21 protein-coding genes are annotated in these 18,489 nt (G+C 61.9%); 7 read left to right on the top strand and 14 right to left on the bottom strand.

Going from position 1 to position 18,489, the window contains the following annotated elements:
- The first annotated feature begins 4 nt into the window (after nucleotides 1-4).
- Entirely contained in the window at nucleotides 5-676 is a 672-nt protein-coding gene (aat, locus tag B9A15_RS05580; RefSeq protein ID WP_084409044.1) for a leucyl/phenylalanyl-tRNA--protein transferase, read from the top strand.
- On the opposite strand, the gene B9A15_RS05575 is transcribed toward aat, so the two are convergent.
- From B9A15_RS05575 to gatB, 5 genes are all read right to left on the bottom strand, one after another.
- Nucleotides 616-1,038, bottom strand: a complete 423-nt coding sequence (locus B9A15_RS05575; protein WP_084409043.1) for a DUF2155 domain-containing protein — start codon at nucleotides 1,036-1,038, stop codon at nucleotides 616-618. The genes aat and B9A15_RS05575 overlap by 61 nt on opposite strands.
- Before the next feature lie 274 nt (nucleotides 1,039-1,312).
- Nucleotides 1,313-1,696, bottom strand: a complete 384-nt coding sequence (locus B9A15_RS05570; protein ID WP_084409042.1) for an NADH:ubiquinone oxidoreductase subunit NDUFA12 — start codon at nucleotides 1,694-1,696, stop codon at nucleotides 1,313-1,315.
- A 120-nt stretch (nucleotides 1,697-1,816) separates the two neighbouring features.
- Nucleotides 1,817-2,287 (bottom strand): phosphate-starvation-inducible PsiE family protein, encoded by a 471-nt coding sequence (locus tag B9A15_RS05565; protein WP_084409041.1) that lies wholly within the window; start codon nucleotides 2,285-2,287, stop codon nucleotides 1,817-1,819.
- 115 nt (nucleotides 2,288-2,402) lie between these two features.
- Entirely contained in the window at nucleotides 2,403-2,903 is a 501-nt protein-coding gene (locus B9A15_RS05560) for a GNAT family N-acetyltransferase (RefSeq protein ID WP_084409040.1), read from the bottom strand.
- Nucleotides 2,900-4,399: an Asp-tRNA(Asn)/Glu-tRNA(Gln) amidotransferase subunit GatB gene (gatB, locus tag B9A15_RS05555; RefSeq protein ID WP_084409039.1), complete on the bottom strand. Its 1,500-nt coding sequence runs from the start codon at nucleotides 4,397-4,399 to the stop codon at nucleotides 2,900-2,902. Before gatB ends, B9A15_RS05560 begins: the two co-directional genes overlap by 4 nt.
- A gap of 186 nt (nucleotides 4,400-4,585) precedes the next feature.
- On the opposite strand from gatB, the gene B9A15_RS05550 reads away from it, so the two are divergent.
- Together B9A15_RS05550 and B9A15_RS05545 are read left to right on the top strand one after the other, a co-directional pair.
- Nucleotides 4,586-5,194, top strand: coding sequence for a Uma2 family endonuclease (locus B9A15_RS05550; protein ID WP_084409038.1), 609 nt, complete (start codon nucleotides 4,586-4,588; stop codon nucleotides 5,192-5,194).
- Nucleotides 5,195-5,292: 98 nt separating this feature from the next.
- The gene (locus B9A15_RS05545) at nucleotides 5,293-6,690 is read left to right on the top strand and encodes a multicopper oxidase family protein (RefSeq protein ID WP_139798217.1); all 1,398 of its coding nucleotides are present in this window, start codon (nucleotides 5,293-5,295) and stop codon (nucleotides 6,688-6,690) included.
- A gap of 12 nt (nucleotides 6,691-6,702) precedes the next feature.
- On the opposite strand, the gene B9A15_RS05540 is transcribed toward B9A15_RS05545, so the two are convergent.
- Nucleotides 6,703-8,121, bottom strand: coding sequence for an aminotransferase-like domain-containing protein (locus B9A15_RS05540; protein ID WP_170923177.1), 1,419 nt, complete (start codon nucleotides 8,119-8,121; stop codon nucleotides 6,703-6,705).
- Nucleotides 8,122-8,227: 106 nt separating this feature from the next.
- Here B9A15_RS05540 and B9A15_RS23780 point away from each other — a divergent pair, with 106 nt between their 5' ends.
- Complete coding sequence (locus B9A15_RS23780) at nucleotides 8,228-8,461, top strand: DUF1127 domain-containing protein (RefSeq protein ID WP_084409035.1); 234 nt, start codon at nucleotides 8,228-8,230, stop codon at nucleotides 8,459-8,461.
- 126 nt (nucleotides 8,462-8,587) lie between these two features.
- Entirely contained in the window at nucleotides 8,588-10,066 is a 1,479-nt protein-coding gene (locus tag B9A15_RS05530; protein ID WP_084409034.1) for a cryptochrome/photolyase family protein, read from the top strand.
- Between the two features lie 28 nt (nucleotides 10,067-10,094).
- Here the strand turns inward: B9A15_RS05530 and B9A15_RS22860 are convergent, their stop codons facing one another.
- The 5 genes from B9A15_RS22860 to B9A15_RS05510 all read right to left on the bottom strand — a co-directional run bounded on the left by B9A15_RS22860 (nucleotide 10,095) and on the right by B9A15_RS05510 (nucleotide 14,776).
- Complete coding sequence (locus B9A15_RS22860) at nucleotides 10,095-10,265, bottom strand: hypothetical protein (protein ID WP_170923171.1); 171 nt, start codon at nucleotides 10,263-10,265, stop codon at nucleotides 10,095-10,097.
- Entirely contained in the window at nucleotides 10,262-11,554 is a 1,293-nt protein-coding gene (locus B9A15_RS05525; RefSeq protein WP_084409033.1) for an amidase, read from the bottom strand. The genes B9A15_RS22860 and B9A15_RS05525 overlap by 4 nt, the downstream gene beginning before the upstream one ends.
- Nucleotides 11,544-12,962 (bottom strand): TRAP transporter large permease, encoded by a 1,419-nt coding sequence (locus B9A15_RS05520; protein WP_084409032.1) that lies wholly within the window; start codon nucleotides 12,960-12,962, stop codon nucleotides 11,544-11,546. Before B9A15_RS05520 ends, B9A15_RS05525 begins: the two co-directional genes overlap by 11 nt.
- The gene (locus B9A15_RS05515) at nucleotides 12,959-13,543 is read right to left on the bottom strand and encodes a TRAP transporter small permease subunit (protein WP_084409031.1); all 585 of its coding nucleotides are present in this window, start codon (nucleotides 13,541-13,543) and stop codon (nucleotides 12,959-12,961) included. The genes B9A15_RS05520 and B9A15_RS05515 overlap by 4 nt, the downstream gene beginning before the upstream one ends.
- 81 nt (nucleotides 13,544-13,624) lie before the next feature.
- Entirely contained in the window at nucleotides 13,625-14,776 is a 1,152-nt protein-coding gene (locus B9A15_RS05510) for a TRAP transporter substrate-binding protein (RefSeq protein WP_084409030.1), read from the bottom strand.
- 591 nt (nucleotides 14,777-15,367) lie between these two features.
- Here B9A15_RS05510 and B9A15_RS05505 point away from each other — a divergent pair.
- Together B9A15_RS05505 and B9A15_RS05500 are read left to right on the top strand one after the other, a co-directional pair.
- A complete protein-coding gene (locus B9A15_RS05505) occupies nucleotides 15,368-16,225 on the top strand; it encodes a cytochrome b/b6 domain-containing protein (protein WP_084409029.1) in 858 nt (285 codons plus the stop codon).
- Complete coding sequence (locus tag B9A15_RS05500) at nucleotides 16,222-17,034, top strand: molybdopterin-dependent oxidoreductase (protein ID WP_084409028.1); 813 nt, start codon at nucleotides 16,222-16,224, stop codon at nucleotides 17,032-17,034. The genes B9A15_RS05505 and B9A15_RS05500 overlap by 4 nt, the downstream gene beginning before the upstream one ends.
- Here the strand turns inward: B9A15_RS05500 and B9A15_RS05495 are convergent.
- The 3 genes from B9A15_RS05495 to B9A15_RS05485 all read right to left on the bottom strand — a co-directional run bounded on the left by B9A15_RS05495 (nucleotide 17,031) and on the right by B9A15_RS05485 (nucleotide 18,489).
- Complete coding sequence (locus tag B9A15_RS05495) at nucleotides 17,031-17,696, bottom strand: DUF998 domain-containing protein (protein ID WP_084409027.1); 666 nt, start codon at nucleotides 17,694-17,696, stop codon at nucleotides 17,031-17,033. The two genes, B9A15_RS05500 and B9A15_RS05495, sit on opposite strands and share 4 nt — an antisense overlap.
- Nucleotides 17,697-17,877: 181 nt before the next feature.
- Nucleotides 17,878-18,117 (bottom strand): hypothetical protein, encoded by a 240-nt coding sequence (locus tag B9A15_RS05490; RefSeq protein WP_084409026.1) that lies wholly within the window; start codon nucleotides 18,115-18,117, stop codon nucleotides 17,878-17,880.
- Nucleotides 18,118-18,162: 45 nt separating this feature from the next.
- Nucleotides 18,163-18,489, bottom strand: coding sequence for a chorismate mutase (locus tag B9A15_RS05485; protein ID WP_244556805.1), 327 nt, complete (start codon nucleotides 18,487-18,489; stop codon nucleotides 18,163-18,165).

Raw genomic sequence — 18,489 nt, 5'->3', positions numbered from 1 at the left:
GGAGATGGCCCGCACCGGGCGCGGAAAAGGATTCGAGATCACGCCGGCGGTGTTGCTGAAGGCTTATGCCTGCGGCATCTTCCCGATGGCCGAGTCATCGACCGATCCGCGCCTCTTCTGGGTCGATCCGAACGAGCGCGGCATCCTGCCGCTCGACGGTTTTCATTGCCCGCGAAGCCTGAAGAAGGTTATCAAACGCGAGACCTTCACCGTGACCGTGGACACCGCCTTTGCGGCCGTGGTCGATGGTTGCGCCGAGCCGGCACCGGGTCGGATCGAGACCTGGATCAACCCGACCATTCGCAATCTCTATCTGGCGCTCTTCGAAGAGGGATACGCCCATTCCGTCGAGACCTGGCGGGACGGCTTTCTGGTGGGGGGTCTCTATGGCGTCTCGCTGGGCGGCGCCTTCTTTGGCGAGAGCATGTTTTCGCGCGAGACGGACGCCTCGAAGGTTGCCCTCGCCTTTTTGTGGGAGCGCATGGTCCGTGGGGGCTACACGCTCCTCGACACGCAATTCCTGACCAGCCATCTCGCCCGCTTCGGTGCGATCGAGATCACGCGGGATGTGTATCAGGCACGGCTTGCCGAGGCGATCGAAGCGGATGCGACGTTCTATTCGGCGGGCGCCGGAACGTCTGTTTCCGTCTTACAGGCTTTGAGCCAGACGTCGTAGACCGGGTGCTCGATCGCGTTAAGCCCGGGAGACGCGGCGAACATCCAGCCTGAGAAAATGCGCTGGATATCGCGGTCGAGAGTAATCTCATCCACTTCCACGAAGGCGTCGGTCCTGGCCGCTTCGCCCTCGGCGCTCGTCAGACAGACCTTTGGTGTGACCTGAAGCGCGCCGAATTGAACCGTCTCGTTGATGAACACGTCGAATGTGGTGAGCCGGCCCGTAATCTTGTCGAGCCCCGAAAAGACTGCGACCGGATTCTCGATTCGCGTCTGAGCTTCGGCTGATGTCAGGCCGGATGCGGCTAAGCTGGCGAGCCCTGCGAGAGAAAATCGGAAGAGGATCGATGAAAGCTTCGGCATGGTCGACTTTGCGCAAGGAACATTCGGGCGGCAACTCGCCCTCGACCGGGCTCAGGAAAACGGTTTAGAGCCAATCGAGATTGTGCCGGGAAACCGAACGGACCGGCTCCCCTTATCATTCCCGATCTAGCGACCGAGCCGGACCAAAGAAAGGCGAAGTGGAGATAAGAGCCTTGTTAGGGCATCCACCTCGCCACCTTTCGACAACGGATTTGAAAACGCGCAGGCAGGATGCGGCTTCTCGGCCCAGACAACCGTATACCGCAGATGACGATCACGGGGTCCAGGCGTCGTATTCGCCGGTGACGCGCGGGCGCTCCTGGCCAGGGCGCAGAAGCGAGCCGGCTGGCCGATAGGCTTTGCCGGTGCCCGTCCAATTCTGCACGAAGGGCTTCTGCCAGTCCCTAGGCTTATAGTTCTCCTCGGAAGGCGGCGTCGCCACGCGGTGATGCATCCAGCCATGCCAACCCGTGGGGATCGTCGTCGCCTCGACCGGACCGTTGAAGATCACCCAACGGCGCGTATTGTCGGCATTGGTGTAATAGACGTTGCCGAATTCGTCCTCACCGACCTTCCGGCCATGCCGCCATGTGTAGAAGCGGGTACCGATCGTCTGCCCGTTCCACCATGTGAAGATCTGCAGAAGCCACTCTTTCATCGAGCCACCCGTCGCTTGTGTTACCGGTCTTATGCTGCGGCGCGCGCCCATTGTCCACCCATGAGAGGCCAGCCGAAAGGTCGCTTTGCAACGAGGAAAGCTTGTGGCGCGGCGCAACGCTCAAGCTTCCCCCTTTTCATCAGTGCTGATCTGGTTTGCGCTCTGCCGCTCCCGTTCGTCCCGTTTTTGAAGATGTCCGATCATCAGAAGAACGAGACCGAGTGCGAGGATCGTTGCCGCGAGGCCCACGAGGAACGCCCCCGAGGTGCTGTCGACCTCGAGGAGTATCAGCTTTCGCACCACAGCCAGCATGCCGATGACGACAACGGTTCGAACCTGGGCGAGACGATGGTCGCCTAGCGCCATCTGATGGATCGAATGGGCGAGTTCCAGCGCGATGATGGCGGCCAGAACCCGATCAAATAAGGTCTGGAAGGCCGAGTAATCGAGCGGATGACCGAGATCGAACAGCGCGAGCGCCGTTGCCCGAAAGAAGCTCCAGGCCGCGAGCAGAACCACGCCGACCATCCCAACCAGAAGGAGGTGCGAGATCACCCGTTCGAAACCGAAATAAAGCTTGAGTAGGCGCATCTTCGTGCCTCGACTCCTCGGTTCGCGCCAGAAGCGACGCGTGCCTGACGAGTTGGCGCAGCGGAATGCGACGTCCACCTTGCGGTGCGGAAGAGGGGGCGACCGGCGAAAGAGCTTAGCCGAGAGGTCGCTCCATAACGAGGGCGGGAATTCCGCTCGTCCGATCACCGCAATTGTCGGTCCGTCCCGTCGCCACGAAACCGTGGCTCTTGTAGAAATTCAGAGCCTTTTCGTTGGCTTCCTCGACCTCCAGCCGGATCGTCAAGGCATCCGGGAACGCCTCGAAAATCTCCCGCAGAAGCTCGGTTCCGATCCCCTGTCCCTGGACACTCGGATGCACATAGAGCTGGTGCAGAACGACCAGCTTTCGCTGCGCGTCCGAGGAGGCAGCAAAGGCCATGCCGCCCAGACGCCGACCGTCGTCGGCGACGACAAATTCCGATTCCGGGCGACCCAATCGCGGTTCGAGCGCTTTCAGCGAATGCCAGGACTTGGTGATCTCCGAGACGCGGTCAACACCATAGATACCGTCGTAAGTGTCGTGCCACGTTTCGGAGAGAAGCGCGCTGATCGTCGGCAGATCGGCGCGCCCGGCCGTGCGAATGAAGAAGGTCATTCGACCCCCAGCTTTTCCTTCACGAGGGCGTTGACCGCCTGCGGGTTAGCCTTGCCGCCCGTCGCCTTCATCACCTGGCCGACGAACCAACCGGCGAGTGAGGGCTTGGCCTTCGCCTGCTCGACCTTTTCGGGATTGGCGGCGATCACTTCGTCCACCGCCTTCTCGATCGCGCCGGTGTCGGTCACCTGCTTCATGCCGCGGCTCTCGACGATCTCCTTGGGATCACCGCCCTCGTTCCAGACGATCTCGAAGAGGTCTTTGGCGATCTTGCCTGAAATTGTGCCTTCGCGGATGAGATCGAGGATCGCGCCGAGTTGGTCGGCCGAAACGGGCGTTTCGTCGATGTCCTTGCCGGCTTTGTTCAGGGCGCCCAGAAGATCATTGATGACCCAGTTGGCCGCCTGCTTGGCGTCGCGGCCCTTGGCGACCTTCTCGAAGAAGTCGGCGATCGCCTTGTCGGAGACGAGGATCGAGGCGTCATAGGTCGACAGACCGGATTCGCTGACAAAGCGAGCCTTCTTGTCGTCAGGAAGCTCCGGCAGCTCGGCGAGAAGGGCGTCGATATAGGCCTGGTCGAATTCGAGCGGCAGAAGGTCGGGATCGGGGAAATAGCGATAGTCATGCGCATCTTCCTTTGTGCGCATGGCCCGCGTCTCGCCCTTGACCGGATCGAAGAGCCGCGTCTCTTGATCCACGACGCCGCCATCTTCGATGAGCGCGATCTGGCGACGGGCTTCCGATTCGATCGCCTGACCGACGAAGCGGATCGAGTTGACGTTCTTGATCTCGCAGCGCGTGCCGAAGGGACCGCCGGGACGCCGGACGGACACATTGACGTCGGCACGCATGGAGCCTTCGTCCATATTGCCGTCGCAGGTTCCGAGATAACGCAAGATCGTGCGCAGCTTGGTGAGATAGGCCTTCGCCTCTTCGGCCGAGCGCATGTCCGGCTTCGACACGATTTCCATCAGCGCGACACCCGAACGGTTCAGATCGACGAAGCTCATCGTCGGATGCTGATCATGCATCGATTTGCCGGCATCCTGTTCCAGATGCAGCCGCTCGACACCGACTTCGATGTCGCGGAACTCGCCGCTTTTGTCCGGGCCGACCGAGACCGTGACGATGCCTTCGCCGACGATCGGATCCTTGAACTGGCTGATCTGATAGCCCTGAGGCAGATCGGGATAGAAATAGTTCTTGCGATCGAAGATCGAACGCTTGTTGATCTGCGCCTTCAGCCCGAGCCCGGTGCGGATCGCCTGCCGCACGCATTCCTCGTTGATCACCGGAAGCATGCCTGGCATGGCCGCATCGACGAGGCTGACATGGGCGTTGGCCTCCGCACCGAAATCGGTGGAGGCGCCGGAGAAGAGCTTGGCCTCCGACGTCACCTGGGCATGGACCTCCATGCCGATGACGATCTCCCAATCGCCCGTGGCGCCGGAAATGAAACTCTTCGGATCGGGTTCACGCGTATCGACGAGGGTCATGGCGGTTTCCGCTGAATGCAAAATCTTCTTTTAAGCTGGCTAGAGGAAAGGGGCGAAGGCATCAAGCGGTTCGGCTCGTCTGCCATCGCTCGCCTAGGTCTCCTCGGCGCTGGCGTCGGCTTGTTCGTGCTGAAGGCGAGGCCGATCTGCTATATATGGGACTGAAGGACGGATCAGGAGGCCGGCATGAGCGCGCTTGCAGATGACCGTAAGATTGACGAAGCGGCGCAGCCCCTGACTGTCGAGGCGTTCTTCGATTGGATCGAGCACCGCGAAGAGCGCTTCGAACTCGTCGAAGGGGTCGTGAGAATGCTTCCGAATGTCACGCGCTCCCATGCCAACATCGTCAGCAATATCGACTATGCGTTGCAAAGCCGGCTCGACCGTTCGCGCTACATGGTCACGCAGGGCGACTTCGCGGTTCAGACTGGGCCAAAGACGGTTCGCTATGCCGATCTCATGGTCGAAGAGACCAACGACGATTTGATGGCGAGGAAGAGCGACTCGCCCCTACTTCTCGTTGAAGTGCTGTCCCATTCGACGGCACCGTTGGATTTCGGGATCAAGCGGTTCGAATACCAAGCTTTGCCCAGTCTTCAGGTCTATATGATCGTCGACCAGACGCGGCCCTTCGTCTGGCTGTTCTTGCGAGACACGGAGGGGACGTGGAACGCCGAGCCCCGATTGATCGATGAAGGGGCCATTCCAATCGCTGTGCTTGGTGTCGAGTTGGACCTTGCCGAGATCTATCACCGCATCTTTTCACTAAAGGTTGGCGGCGGCCAGACCGGATAAGTCGCTACCGAAAATCCGTGGACGCCCCTTATTGATGATATCGTACATCAGGTCTATGCGGGACATCTCTCCCATCACCTGAGATGCGAGGTGCCGCCGTGCCCCACCTGTCCCGCCGCGCTTTTCTGAAGTCCTCCGTGATCGGCGCAAGCTGTGCAGCCGGCGCCGGCCTCGGGGTCCGCTGGCCGCAAGCCTTCGCCGGCCCGGCTCCGATCGAATTGAAGCCAAGGCCGACCGACGCGCGGATCTTCGGCGAGATCCCGACCAAGAACGTCTTCACCTATGGCGAGGCGCCCGGCGCCATGCCGCCGGTTCTGCGCCTGAAGCGCGGAGACCCGTTCGCCGCCCGTCTCGTCAACCAACTCGACGAGCCGACGACCATTCACTGGCATGGGCTTCGCATTGCGAACAAGATGGACGGCGTTCCGTTTCTCACCCAACCGAACGTCTCGCCGGGCCGCAGCTTCGACTATGCCTTCACGCCGCCCGATGCCGGCACGTTCTGGTATCATCCCCATTGCAACACGCTGGAGCAGATGGGCCATGGGCTCGCAGGTGTCATGGTGGTCGAAGACCCTGCCGACCCTGTTTTCGATGCCGAGATCGTCCTCAATCTGCGCGATTGGCGGCTCGGCGGAAACGGGCAGTTCATCAGCCAGTTCAAGCCGCGCGAGGCCGCCAGGTCCGGGACATTCGGCACCGTGCGGACGGCCAATTGGCAGGTCGAGCCCATTTATGACGCCCCGAGCGGCGGGGTCGTCCGGCTGCGGATCGCCGTCACCGACGTCACGCGAATCCTGCAACTGAAGCTCGAGGGCGCAGAGGCCGAGGTCCTGGCCATCGACGCCCAGCCTTTACCGCAACGGGTCCCGCTCGATCTCCTGATCCTCTCGCCGGGACAACGGGCGGACATCGCCATCCGCATGCCCGCTGAGGAAGGGCGCGGCGTCACCTTGACCGATCACCGCCCATCGACACCGGCCACGGTCGCGACGCTCAGATCGGTCGGGCCAAGCCTGAACCATGCGCTTGGCGATGTGGGGCCGCTCGCGCCGAATCCCCAACCGGAATTCGACCTGTCGAGCGCGACCGAAATTCCGCTTCTCCTCAGCGCGACGGCCGAACAAGCGGCGAAGAATTCGATCTGTGGCTCGCTCGGCTATTCCTTCTGGGCGATCAACAAGGTGCCCTGGCCAGGCGACACCGCCGATCCCCTGGCGCCGATCGAGGAGCTGAAGCTTGGCCAGAGCTACGTTCTGACCATGAAGAATGTGACGCCGCACGCCCATCCGATCCATCTCCATGGCATGAATTTCACCGTGCTGCGCTCAACGCGCGAAGACGCGCCAAAACTGACCTCCGACACCTATCTCATCTTCCCGGACGAGACGGTTCAGCTCGGCCTCGTCGCCGACAATCCCGGCGACTGGGTCTTTCACTGCCACATCATCGAGCATCAGAAGACCGGAATGACCGGCTATTTCCGGGTCGCCTGAGAGAGCAGAGGATCAAGCGACGCTGTCGAAGGAAACGCTTCCGCTGTCATAGAGACCTTTGAGGATTTGCAAGGCCGAGCCGAGTTCGTCCCGCCCCGGCACGGAGGACAGGCCGATCCGAACGCCATGGGTCATCCGATCGGTCCGCACCGATCGATATTCGTCCTCGCCGTCGATCAGAATGCCGTTGTTGCGAGCCGCGATCTGGAAGGCCGGGGAGGTCCAAGGTTGCGGCAATTCGATCCAACGAAACGGCATGACGGCGGCAGGGCCTTCCGATGTCGTACCAAACACCTGATCGAAGACGGCGCCTCGCGCCTTCAATTCTGCGATGATCCGGACACGGATAGCGTCGGCATCTCCGGACAGAACGAGGCGCGCCGCCGTTTCCATGTTGAGAAAGGACCGGCTTCCCGAAAGCATCGAATGGGCGACATTGGCCCGCACGGCCTGACCGCGCGGCGTCGCGATCCAGCCCGCTCGAACCCCGGCGGCCACGGCTTTCGACAAACCGCCCACCATGAAGGTGCGTTCGGGCGCGAGCGCGGCGATGGGCGCCGCCTCGTCGCCGGTCAAAGCGCCATAGACGTGATCTTCCACAATGGTCAGATTGTGCCGCCGTGCGACGGCGACAATCGCCTCACGCCGCTCGGGGGACAATCGTCGGCCGGTCGGATTGTTGGCCGCCGGCATCAGAAAGAGAAGCTTGGGATGCTGGCGGGCGGCGCAGCGGTCCAGTTCGTCGGGCAGCATGCCCTCCTCGTCCATGCCGACCGTCAGGGGAAGCCGCCCGATCATCGTGGAGGCGCGGGCGACAGCCGAGTAGGACAAGTCCTCCAGAACGATCCGGTCGCCGGGATGGGTCGTCATGCCGATGATCGCCTGGATCGCCGCGTCGGCGCCGACCGTTGGCACGACATCGTCGGGCGATGGCCGATAGCCGCCGCAGGAAAGCCATTCGGCCCCCGCTTCGCGCCAGGCGTGTGGGACGCCGCGAACGTAGTCGATGATACGGTGGGGCTCATCGTGAACAACGTCGGCGATCGTCTGCCCGATTTCGGCGGCCTGCCCGATATCTGGCGCCGATGTCGAATCGAGCCGCAGAAGCGGGGTGCTATCGAGCGTATGGCGTGTACGCAGGCTCTCTGGAGCGCGTGGTCGCTCGTGACGTTCCAGGAACGATGCTTTCGGGTCGCGCACATAGGTGCCGCGACCCACTTCGCCTGTCGTCAGTCCCCGCTCGCGCGCAACCTGATAGGCTCGTCCAATTGTCCCAACGGTGACACCAAGATCGAAGGCGATATCCCGCTGGGGCGGTAGCTTGTCGCCCGGTGCCAATGCGCCATCGAGAATCGCCCGCTCGATCGCGGCTGCGAGGCGCAGATAGAACGGCGTATCCCCGTCCTCTTCGACCTGGAACGCGATTGTCACCGCAACACCTCTCTTTGTCACCCAAACGCCTTGTCGATTGTATCGATCATCCACTTCATTACAAGAGGGACAATCCAATTGACCCTCTGAAAGACGAGACCTTACCATGACAATGCTCGACACAATCCGCACGAGCCATCGCCCGAAGCCCAGCATTCAAGCGATGACACGGCGATTGCTCGCCCGGGGCCTGGCTTTCCTCGCTTCTGTCCATCAGCGCAGACGAATGCGTCACCAGCTCCTGGATCTCACCGATGACCAGCTTCGGGATCTCGGCATCACGCGAGACGAGGCGCTGCGGGCAGCCGATCGCCTCCGTTGGCGAGGCGATTGGACGTGAGCGTGTGACAACCCCGCGCTTGTGCCCATTCGCCGCAACCTGGACCATGTCGATCCCTTCCAACTTTTCCCATCGTCCCTGCGCGACAGATAGGGGGCAATGGAACTGGATAGAGGGCGATCGACCATGGCAGCGAGCGGTGAGCCGAAGGCGAAAACGGCGCAAGCGGATGACGGCCCAATCGTCGTCTGGCTGCGCGACGATCTGAGGCTCGACGATAATCCGGCACTCGCGCTCGCGGCCGAGACCGATCGCCCCATCATTCCGCTTGTCGTACTCGACGAAGAGTCCGATGGGGTGCGCTCATTGGGCGGCGCTCATAAATGGTGGCTGCATCATTCATTGGAGAGTTTTGCCCGCTCCTTGCGCGGCAAGGGATCGGAATTGACGCTTCGCAGAGGCAAGGCGAAGAACCATGTTCTCGATATTGTCGAGACGACAGGCGCCACGGCACTCTTCTTCAATCGCCGCTATGATCAAGCCTCACGCGCCGTCGACGATGCGGTCGTCGAAGCGCTCGGCGAGACTGTGGCGGTCGAGCGTTTCACCGCCAATATCCTCCACGACCCGGACAAGGTGCAGACAAAGACCGGCGGCTATTACAAGGTCTATACGCCCTTCTGGAAGAATGTCTCGGAGACCGAACCCCGCGATCCGGTCGATCCGCCCAATGGGCTGAAGCAACCCGCGACCTTTCCGAAATCGGACAAGCTCGATGATTGGGGATTGCTGCCGACAAAGCCCGACTGGTCGGGCGGCATGGCAAGCTTTTGGGAGATCGGCGAAAAAGCCGCCCATGAGCGCTTCGAATGTTTTTGCGACGATCATCTTCAGGATTACGACAAGGGCCGCGAGCGCCCCTTCGACGATGCGACCTCGCGCATGTCGGCGCATCTGCGCTGGGGCGAAATCTCACCCTATCGGCTATGGCACACGGCGCGCGCTTATGCCGAGCGACGCAACACGATTGCCGACAAGGCTTTGCGCACCTTCCATCAAGAGCTCGTCTGGCGGGACTTCAACTATCATCTCCTCCACCACTTCGGCGCACTGGCGACGAAGAATTTCAACAGCCGGTTCGACGACTTTCCGTGGCGCTCCTCGGCGAGCGATCTCAAAGCCTGGCAGAAGGGGCTGACAGGCTATCCGATCGTCGATGCCGGCATGCGACAGCTTTGGGAGACGGGCTGGATGCACAACCGGGTGCGGATGATCGTCGGCTCCTTCCTCACCAAGGATCTGCTCATCCATTGGCGGGAAGGCGAGGCTTGGTTCTGGGATACGCTGGTCGATGGGGACATCGCGTCCAACACGGCGCAATGGCAGTGGATCGGCGGGGCCGGCGCCGACGCCCAGCCGTTCTTCCGCATTTTCAATCCGATCACCCAAAGCGAGAAGTTCGATCCCGACGGCACTTATATCCGGCGCTTCGTTCCGGAGCTAAAGGATCTGCCCAAGAAAGCGATCCATGCGCCTTGGGAAGCCGACTCCAGCACCCTCAAAAAGGCAGGGGTGGAGCTCGGCAAGACCTATCCGAAGCCGATCATCGATCATTCGGACGGCCGCAAACGCGCGCTCGAGGCTTATGGGGAGGTCAAGGGATGATGTTGCCAGCCAAACGGTCTCGGCTCACTCACTTCGGTGGGCGATGCAGAAACAGGTCGTATCCCGCCAGAAGCACGGTTGCGAGGATCACGCCGCCGAGATCGAGGCGCGGCACATAAGCGATGAGGACGCCTAGAAAGACGAGAAGCACCGCGAAAGCGAAGAGCGTCAGGCCACGCTCGAGAATCGAACCCGTCATGCAGTATCTCCGGTCTGGATAAGCTGTTCGAGCCATCGAGCCGTGCGCAGTAGACGCCCGTCCTCTCCATGACGGCCGACAAGAAGGACGCCGACCGGGCGACCGGCCTCATCCTCAAGAAGCGGAAGCGTGACGACGGGCAGGCCGGCGAATTGCCAGATGCGCCGGAAGGTCCGTCCCGCGTTGTCGCATGCCGACGGCCCTGCGGTCGCCGGCGTCAGAATGGCGTCGCAGCGATCGAGAATGGCATGGATGCCGGCGCGATAGACGCCCTGCCAATCCTTCGAAGCGAGATAGTCGCGGGCAAGAACGGAATCACCAGCATCGAGGCGTTCACGCAAAGTCGCGCTGAATGCCTCGCCCGAGCGCTCGCGAAACCCCGCTAGAGAACGGGACGCCTCGGGGCCGAGAACACGGTCGTAATGGATATCACATTCGGCAAAGATCGGCGGAAGCTCGGCTTCGAAACAGCGCGAACCCAAATGCGCCACCAGCTCTTGGAGCCCTGCCTGCACCGCCGCGTCGGCCTCGCCCCAATCGCCCGTGCGAACGAACCCGAAAAGCGGCTTGACCAGCGGCTCGCCCGCCGCCTGGCGGTGGAGCGCGGGATGGGGCGCGACCACGGTCGATCGATCGTCCGGATCGGCGCCGATAATGGCGTCCGCAACAAGCGCGGCTTCGGCAACACTTTGGGCAAGAACCGCAGGAGAATCGAGGCTCGGCGAAAGAGCGAGCGACCCGCGGCGTGCCACGCTGCCGAAGCTCGGGCGGTAGCCGACAAGGCCGGAATGGGCGGCCTGACGGATGACGTGACCATCGGCCTCGACCCCAATGCCGGCCTGCGCCAGGCCTCGCGCGACGATCGCGCCGAGCGTCGCCTCACCAGCGCCATAGCGCAGTTCCGCACACCGGCTCTTGCCGACGATCATGAGCCCTGCCCGGCGAAGCCCCTCGGCGATGGCCGAATCCCGCTCGGGCCTGCGGGCTTGATCCGGGCTAAGCCCGTTCCCGGTCGGAACGAACGCCGCATCGATCGTGTCGTCGAGGACGAGAGGAACCCCATGGAGGTCGCCGAGCGCCCTGCCCCGGGCTCGCCATCCATCCAGGGCCGCGGCCTGGCGCCGCAGGTGGTCCGGGTCGCACCAGGCAAAGAGATCGCGCTCGTCGCCTGGCGCACTGAGACGTGCCGCCAGGCTCTCGCCCAGCTGGGAGACCCGCATCGCTCCTTCGCCGAAGCGATCGCGCAAAAGCGCGATCGGTGGCGTCTCTGCACTCTGATCAACGGCCATAGAAGAGTTCCGGCAGGCCGTAGACCGCTTGCGGGAAGATGTAGACGATCGCCATGGAGATGAAGACCATCGCCAGGAATGGCAGGATGCCGGCGAAGATTTGGGTCAGGCGAACCTCCGGCGGCGCGATGCCCTTCAGATAATAGGCGCTCATCGCCATAGGCGGCGTCAGGAACGACGTCTGCAGGTTGAGCGCAACAAGAATGCCGAAGAACAGCGGATCGATCCCGAAAATCTCCAGAAGCGGCAGGAAGATCGGCACGAAGATGATGATGATCTCCGACCATTCCAGCGGCCAGCCGAGCAGGAAGATGATCAGCTGGGCCAGGAGCAGGAACTGCAGCGGCGTGAGGTTCAGGCCGGACACGAATTCCGAAATGACCGACTCGCCGCCGAGATAGGAAAAGACCGCGGAGAAGACGTAGGAGCCGACGAAAAGCCAGCACACCATCGCCGTGGTCCGGACCGTCAGATAGACGGACTCCCGCAGCCGCTGGAACGTTAGCGCCCGATAGGCGACGGCAAGCAGCATGCCGCCCAGTGCGCCGATCGCGGCCGCCTCGGTCGGCGTTGCCAGACCGAATAGGATCGAGCCGAGAACCGCGAGGATCAGGAAGGCGAGCGGCAGGAAGGACGTGATCAGAAGCAGGATCAGCTGCCCTGTCGGCATGTCCGGCACCTCGCCTTCCTTCGGCTTCGGCGCGACCGAAGGCTGAAGGAGCGAGCGACCGATGACATAGGTGAGATAGAGCCCGACGAGAATGAGCCCCGGCACCAGTGCGCCGGCATAAAGGCGCACGATGGATGTGCCGGATGCAGCGGCGTAGACGATCAGCATGATCGACGGCGGGATCAGGATGCCGAGCGTGCCGCCCGCGCAGATGATGCCCGATGCGAAGGACGGATCGTAGCGTGCCTTCAGCATGGCGGGCAGCGCCAGAAGGCCCATCAGCGTCACGACGGCGCCGACAATACCGGTCGCGGTCGCAAACAGCGCGCAGGTGATGAGCGCAGCGACGCCGAGCGAGCCCGGAACATTCTTCGAAGCGATGTTGAGGGTGGTGAACAGGCGATCGACGATATTGGCGCGCTCGACCACGTAACCCATGAAGAGGAACAGCGGCACCGCCGTCAGAACCTCGTTCGACATCACCGTATAGGTCTGGTTGATGAAAAGGTCGAAGATGCGGTTGTTGAAGAAGCCCTCGATCCAGAGACTGAAGCTGTCCCAGCTGGACGCCATCTCGTCGAGACGGTTGAAGGAGCGCCACATCCGGTCGGCGTCGAAATAGGCGTAGTATCCGAAGCCAATGCCCATCGCCATCAGCGTGAAGGCGATCGGAAAGCCCAGGAAGACGAGAAAGATAAACAGGCCCAGCATGAAGAGGGCGATTTGCGGTTCGGTCATGGGTGCGCGTCGCTCTCGGCGGCCGTGGCCTTGTTGAGAATCGTGTTTTCGGTTTCCTCGACATCCTCTTCGGCGCGCGTCCAATAGCCGTCACGGATGCAGCGGATGCAGCGCAGGATCTCGGCGATCCCCTGGACGAAGAGAAGCAGTCCGGCGGCGACCATCACCGCCTTGAACTGGAAGATCGGAATACCGGCGGGGCTGTTGACGCTCACCTCGCCATAGCGAACCGAGCGCTCCGCATATTTCCAGCCGGTGACGATCAGCGCCGTCACGCCGGGAAAATAGAAGATAAGATAGAGGACGAGATCGACGCTGGCCTGCGTGCGTGCGCTCCAAAGCCGGTAGAGAAAGTCTCCTCGGACATGGCCGTTGCGCGACAGCGTGTAAGCGCCGCCCATCATGAACAGCGTACCATACATGATGAAGGAGACGTCGAAAGCCCATGGCGTCGGAGCGTTCAACACATAGCGCACGAAGACTTCGTAGCTGGTGCCGAACGTCATGAGGATGATCAGCCAGGCGAACGCCTTGCCGAACGCGGCCGACAGATTGTCGGCAAAGCGGATGAAAGCGAGCATGACTTAAGGGGTCCTTACCGCAGCCAAGGCCCGGCAGCCTGAGGGCTGCCAGGCGATCTCAGATAATTTGAGAGACGAACCTCAGCTCGGCAGCTTGCCGGGGAAGAAGTGGTTGTAAGCCAAGCGATAGTCCGGCGAATTGAGCAGCTCGTAATAGGTGACTCGCTCGACCCATTCGCGCTGGGAATCGAGCACCTTCTTGATGAAGGGATCGCTTTCCAGCTCGGTGATCATCTCGGACCAGGCATCCAACTGAGCCTCGAGAATGTCCTGCGGCGTCTGCTGCACATTCACGCCGCTCTCGTTCTGCAGCTTCTGCAGATCGGCCGAATAGTTGTCGAGCGCAAAAGCCGTGTTCGCGGTCGAGGCGGCTTCGACGCCATGCTCCATGATGGCGCGCAGATCGTCGTCGAGATCGTCCATGAAATCCTTGTTGAACAGGAATTCGAACGCTTCCGACGCCTGGTGATAGGAGCCGAGATAATAGTTCTTTGCGACGTCCTGGGCGCCGAAGCGCATATCCGAGGACGGATTGTTGAACTCGAAGGCGTCGATGACGCCGCGCTCCATAGCCGGCACGATTTCGCCGCCCGGAAGCTGGGCGACGCTCATGCCCATCGACTGCATGAGATCGGCGGCAAGACCAACCGTGCGATATTTCAGGCCGTTGATGTCGCTCACACCGGAAATCGGATTGGTGAACCAGCCGAAGGGCTGAGCCGGCATCGGAAAGCCGAGAAGGCCGACGACGTTCAGACCCATATTGTCCTGGGTCAGCTCACGGTAAAGCTCGCGGCCACCGCCCTGATAGAACCAGGAAAGCATCGTGGTTGGATTGCCGCCGAAAACCGGGCCGGTTCCGAAAAGCGAGGCCGCCTTGTTCTTGCCGTACCAATAGGCCGACACCGAATGGGCGGCATCGATGACGCCGTCATTGACCGCATCCATTACCTGGAAAGCGGCGACGACCGCACCGGCCGGCAGAAGATCGACCTTGATGCGCCCACCCGACATCTTCTCGACGCGCTCGACATATTGGCGCGCCATATCCATCCAGATGTCGGAGGCAGGCCAGGAGGTCTGCATCTTCACGACGACTGGAGACTGGGCAAGAACGGCCGGCGCCGCGAGAGTGGCAGCGGCTGCGGCGCCGCCACCGACAACGCCCTTTTTCAGAAACGAGCGGCGGCTTACGGATTGAACCTGGCTGTCTGTCACTGATTTTCCTCCCATGGCCTGACGATCTCTCTCGTCCGGCTCTTCCTTCCGGCACGGAGTGTCCCGTCCGGCTCCTCCCGGCCACGAACGCTCAAAAAGCATCGCGACCAACACACTTCACGGCCCTTCGCGCCCTCGCGGCAAGGGGCCGATCGCGCCTTTTTTTCCCGAAGACGACGCCGACGAATCTCCCAATTCGCCTATGAAGTTTAGCGTAGGGGAGTGTGCGGACAGGAACAAGTATCCCCGAAGTGGAGCCGCCATGGGCGATTCCACTTCACTAGACCCGAAAACACCTTAAACGGGCAACTCAAACCGTTGAGAATGCAAAAGGATACGAACTCAGATAAACAAATAGAAGCCCTGACGTGTATATGCGCCAAGATGTAAGACGTTCGTCGTAATGGCGACGAAAGATCGCGCGCCCGCGAGCGGGACTCGCCCCATTCTCGGGGACATCGCGATGTAACGGCGCGAGCTTCGGCTCCGAATAGGATGGCAGCAGCAGGACGGATCGACGAGGATCGTCGAAGGTGAAAAGACGCCTTCGGGCTCTCGTTTCGCCCGTCATTTCGCGGTGCAGCCGCGATCGAAAGGACCCACGGCATGGCCGAGACAATCGCCGCAGAGGCAGGGACGGAGGCGCGGCGCGGTCCCCTGATCTATCGTCAGCGCCTGACGACCCGTCTGACCCATTGGCTTTGGGCGCTTGCTCTCTTCTTCCTGCTTCTCAGCGGCTTGCAGATCTTCATGGCCCGCCCGGACCTCTACATCGGGCAGCAATCGGGGTTCGCCTTCGACAACACCGTCTTTTCGATCGGCGCGGTTCGCGAGGCTGGTGAATTGCGCGGCCAAACGACGCTGTTTGGCGAGACATTCGATACGACGGGCTGGCTCGGCGTCGTGACCGAGAACGGCCAGACGCAGGTGAAATCCTTTCCCGGCTGGATGACCGCCCCCGGCTATCGCGATCTTGCGACCGGCCGCGTCGTCCATTTCTTCTTCGCCTGGATCCTTGTCGTCACGCTCAGTGTCTGGCTCGCCGCAAGCCTTCTCAACGGACATATACGCCAACTCATTCCGACCCTGCGGGATGTGAAACACCTACCCCGTGATGCGGCCGATCATCTGCGGTTGCGCTTTCACCGAAGCGCGGACTACAACGTCCTTCAGAAGCTGAGCTATGCGGTCATCCTTCTCATCGTCCTGCCGCTCATGATCCTGACAGGGCTGACCATGTCTCCCGGCGTAAATGCGGTCGCCCCCTGGATGCTCGATCTCTTCGGCGGGCGGCAGACCGCGCGGACGCTCCATTTCGCCGGAATGCTCCTGCTCGTCCTGTTCGTTCTCGTCCACCTTCTGATGGTGCTCGTAGCGGGACCGTTCAACGAACTGCGCTCCATCGTCACCGGCTGGTACCGGACCGATCCGCGTAAGGACACGAAAGGTGACGCCGCGCGATGACCCACAATCCCAAGCACGACCCGAATGGCCGCTCCGTCCGTCTAGGCCGGCGCGGCTTCCTGCGCGGCGCCGGGCTCGTTGCGGCGACGGCACCTTTAGCTGGTTGTTTCGACGGTCTAGGCGATCGGGACGGAACGATCCGCAACGTGATGGAGACCGCCAATTCACTGACCTATCGGGTCCAGCGCATGCTGCTCGGCATGGACGATCTCGCCCGCGAATATTCCGAGAGCGAGATCCGTCAACCGCAACGGCCGAACGGCTCCACAGACCCGCGCGATCCGGATTATCTGGCGCTCGTAGCTTCGAATTTTTCGCCCTATCGGCTGGAGGTGAAAGGCGCGGTCGGAAGGCCGCTCTCGCTGTCGCTCGGTGAGTTGCGCGCCATGCCGGCCCGCACCCAGATCACCCGTCATGACTGCGTCGAGGGCTGGAGTTGTATCGCCAAATGGACGGGCGTACCGCTCTCGCACGTTCTCGATGAAGCTGGTGCGCGCGCGGACGCGCGCTTCGTCGTTTTCGAGTGTTTCGACACGCTTGGAGGTGGGGCCGGCGCGGCGAAATACTACGAATCGATCGACATGCGGGATGCCCGCCATCCCCAGACGATCCTCGCCTATGGCTTGAACGATCAGGGCTTGCCGGTCTCGAATGGCGCTCCCTTACGCGTGCGTATCGAGCGCCAGCTCGGCTATAAGATGGCGAAATATATCCGCTCGATCACCGTGACCGACGACCTGTCCGGCTTCGGTGGCGGCGCAGGCGGCTATTGGGAAGATCGTGGCTATGAGTGGTTCGCCGGAATCTAAGCCGCGCCCTCATTCACCAGTGCTTTGGACCTGTCGATCAGCAGCTTGGACAAGGCGAGCGTCCAGACGATCAGCACCATGCCGACGAGCCGCTCGATCAATCCATCAATGGATGTGGGCGAGAACCAGAAGATCGCTGCGCCCACGACCCAGACCGCGGCACAGGCGAGATTGAAGACCATCCACCGACGACGATAGCGCCGAAAGCCGGCCGCGGTCAGGCAGGCTGCGGCCGTGAAGGTCAGCGCCATGGCGAGGACGAGCGGCAGATGGATCACCAAACCGCCCACTTCGTTGTCGCCATATTCCCCGTGGGCGCCGATCACGACGATCAGGATCGCCATGAGCGTTAGAAGCCATGAGCCGATCCGCCAAGCCCACCGCCCGAACCGCAGCCTGGCAAGGCCGATCGAAACGGCGAAAATCGCGGCGGCGAAAGCATAGAGGCCGACATCCATAATGACGGCATAGCGCCCAGCCGCCGAATCGCTGATCGTATCTTCGATGAAACCCGTCTGGGGTTGGACGATGACCGCCACGAGATTGGCGATCACCACGATCGCGCAGCCGGCAATGCCGAGCCAGCCGCACAGATGGAAGAGCTTTGGATAATGCCCGGCATCATCGCCGGCCTTTGAAGTCGAGCGAGGATGATCGAACATGGTTCGCGTGCGCTGATCGCCTCCTGCGGAAGAGCGAAACGCCGTCCGGTCTTCCGGTCTTTATTGATCGACATCGAGATGGAGCGGGAACTGGGCTGAATATAGGCGTATCCCGCACCGATCCCTCCAGCCTTGCAAGCCGCGCCGCCTCTCGGATTCGGGAGACAACGCGGCGCCCAGCTCAATGTTGCGTCAGCGAATGGACGATCGCCTGCCGTTCCTCGTCCAGCGAGCCGCGAGCGGCCGGTCGTCCGGCGCGGCGATACCAATAGGCGGCATTGCCCTCGTCCCCTTCGATGCGGTGGAGATGGGCATGAATCCACGCCGCATCGGCCGAGGCGTCGGACTGCACGATTGAATGGGCGCGGTCCCACTGGCCGGCTTGCAGCGCATCCAAGGCTTCGGACAGATGATGGGCCATGGTCGTTTCCTCCTCATTATCTCGTAATTTAGGAGGACAAATCCATCAGTCGGACGAGCGTTCCCCTTCGCGTTGCTCCGACGGGCCGAGGGCGTCCTCTTCGACCGAGATCGCGTGGGCGATCAACGCGCGCCAGATCGTCTCGAAGAGGTTTGGATCGAGGCCTCGTCGCTCGGCATGAGCCCTGGCGTTCTGCACGACTTCGTCGACCCGCGCCGGCACGTCGGCCGGGATTCCGCTCGGCGCCTTCAGCGCCGGCGCACGACGGATATAGCTCATGCGCTCGGCAAACAGGTCGAAGAGCTCGCCATCGACGCGGTCGATTTCGCGGCGCAGCTCCTCCATGGATTGGCAGGCTTCGGCCGGCTTCAT

Origin of the sequence: Fulvimarina manganoxydans, from assembly GCF_900176465.1 — a bacterium.
Classification (GTDB): Bacteria; Pseudomonadota; Alphaproteobacteria; order Rhizobiales; family Rhizobiaceae; genus Fulvimarina; species Fulvimarina manganoxydans.
The sequence above is the reverse complement of the archived record's forward strand: the minus strand, read 5'-3'. Positions and strand labels throughout refer to the sequence as shown.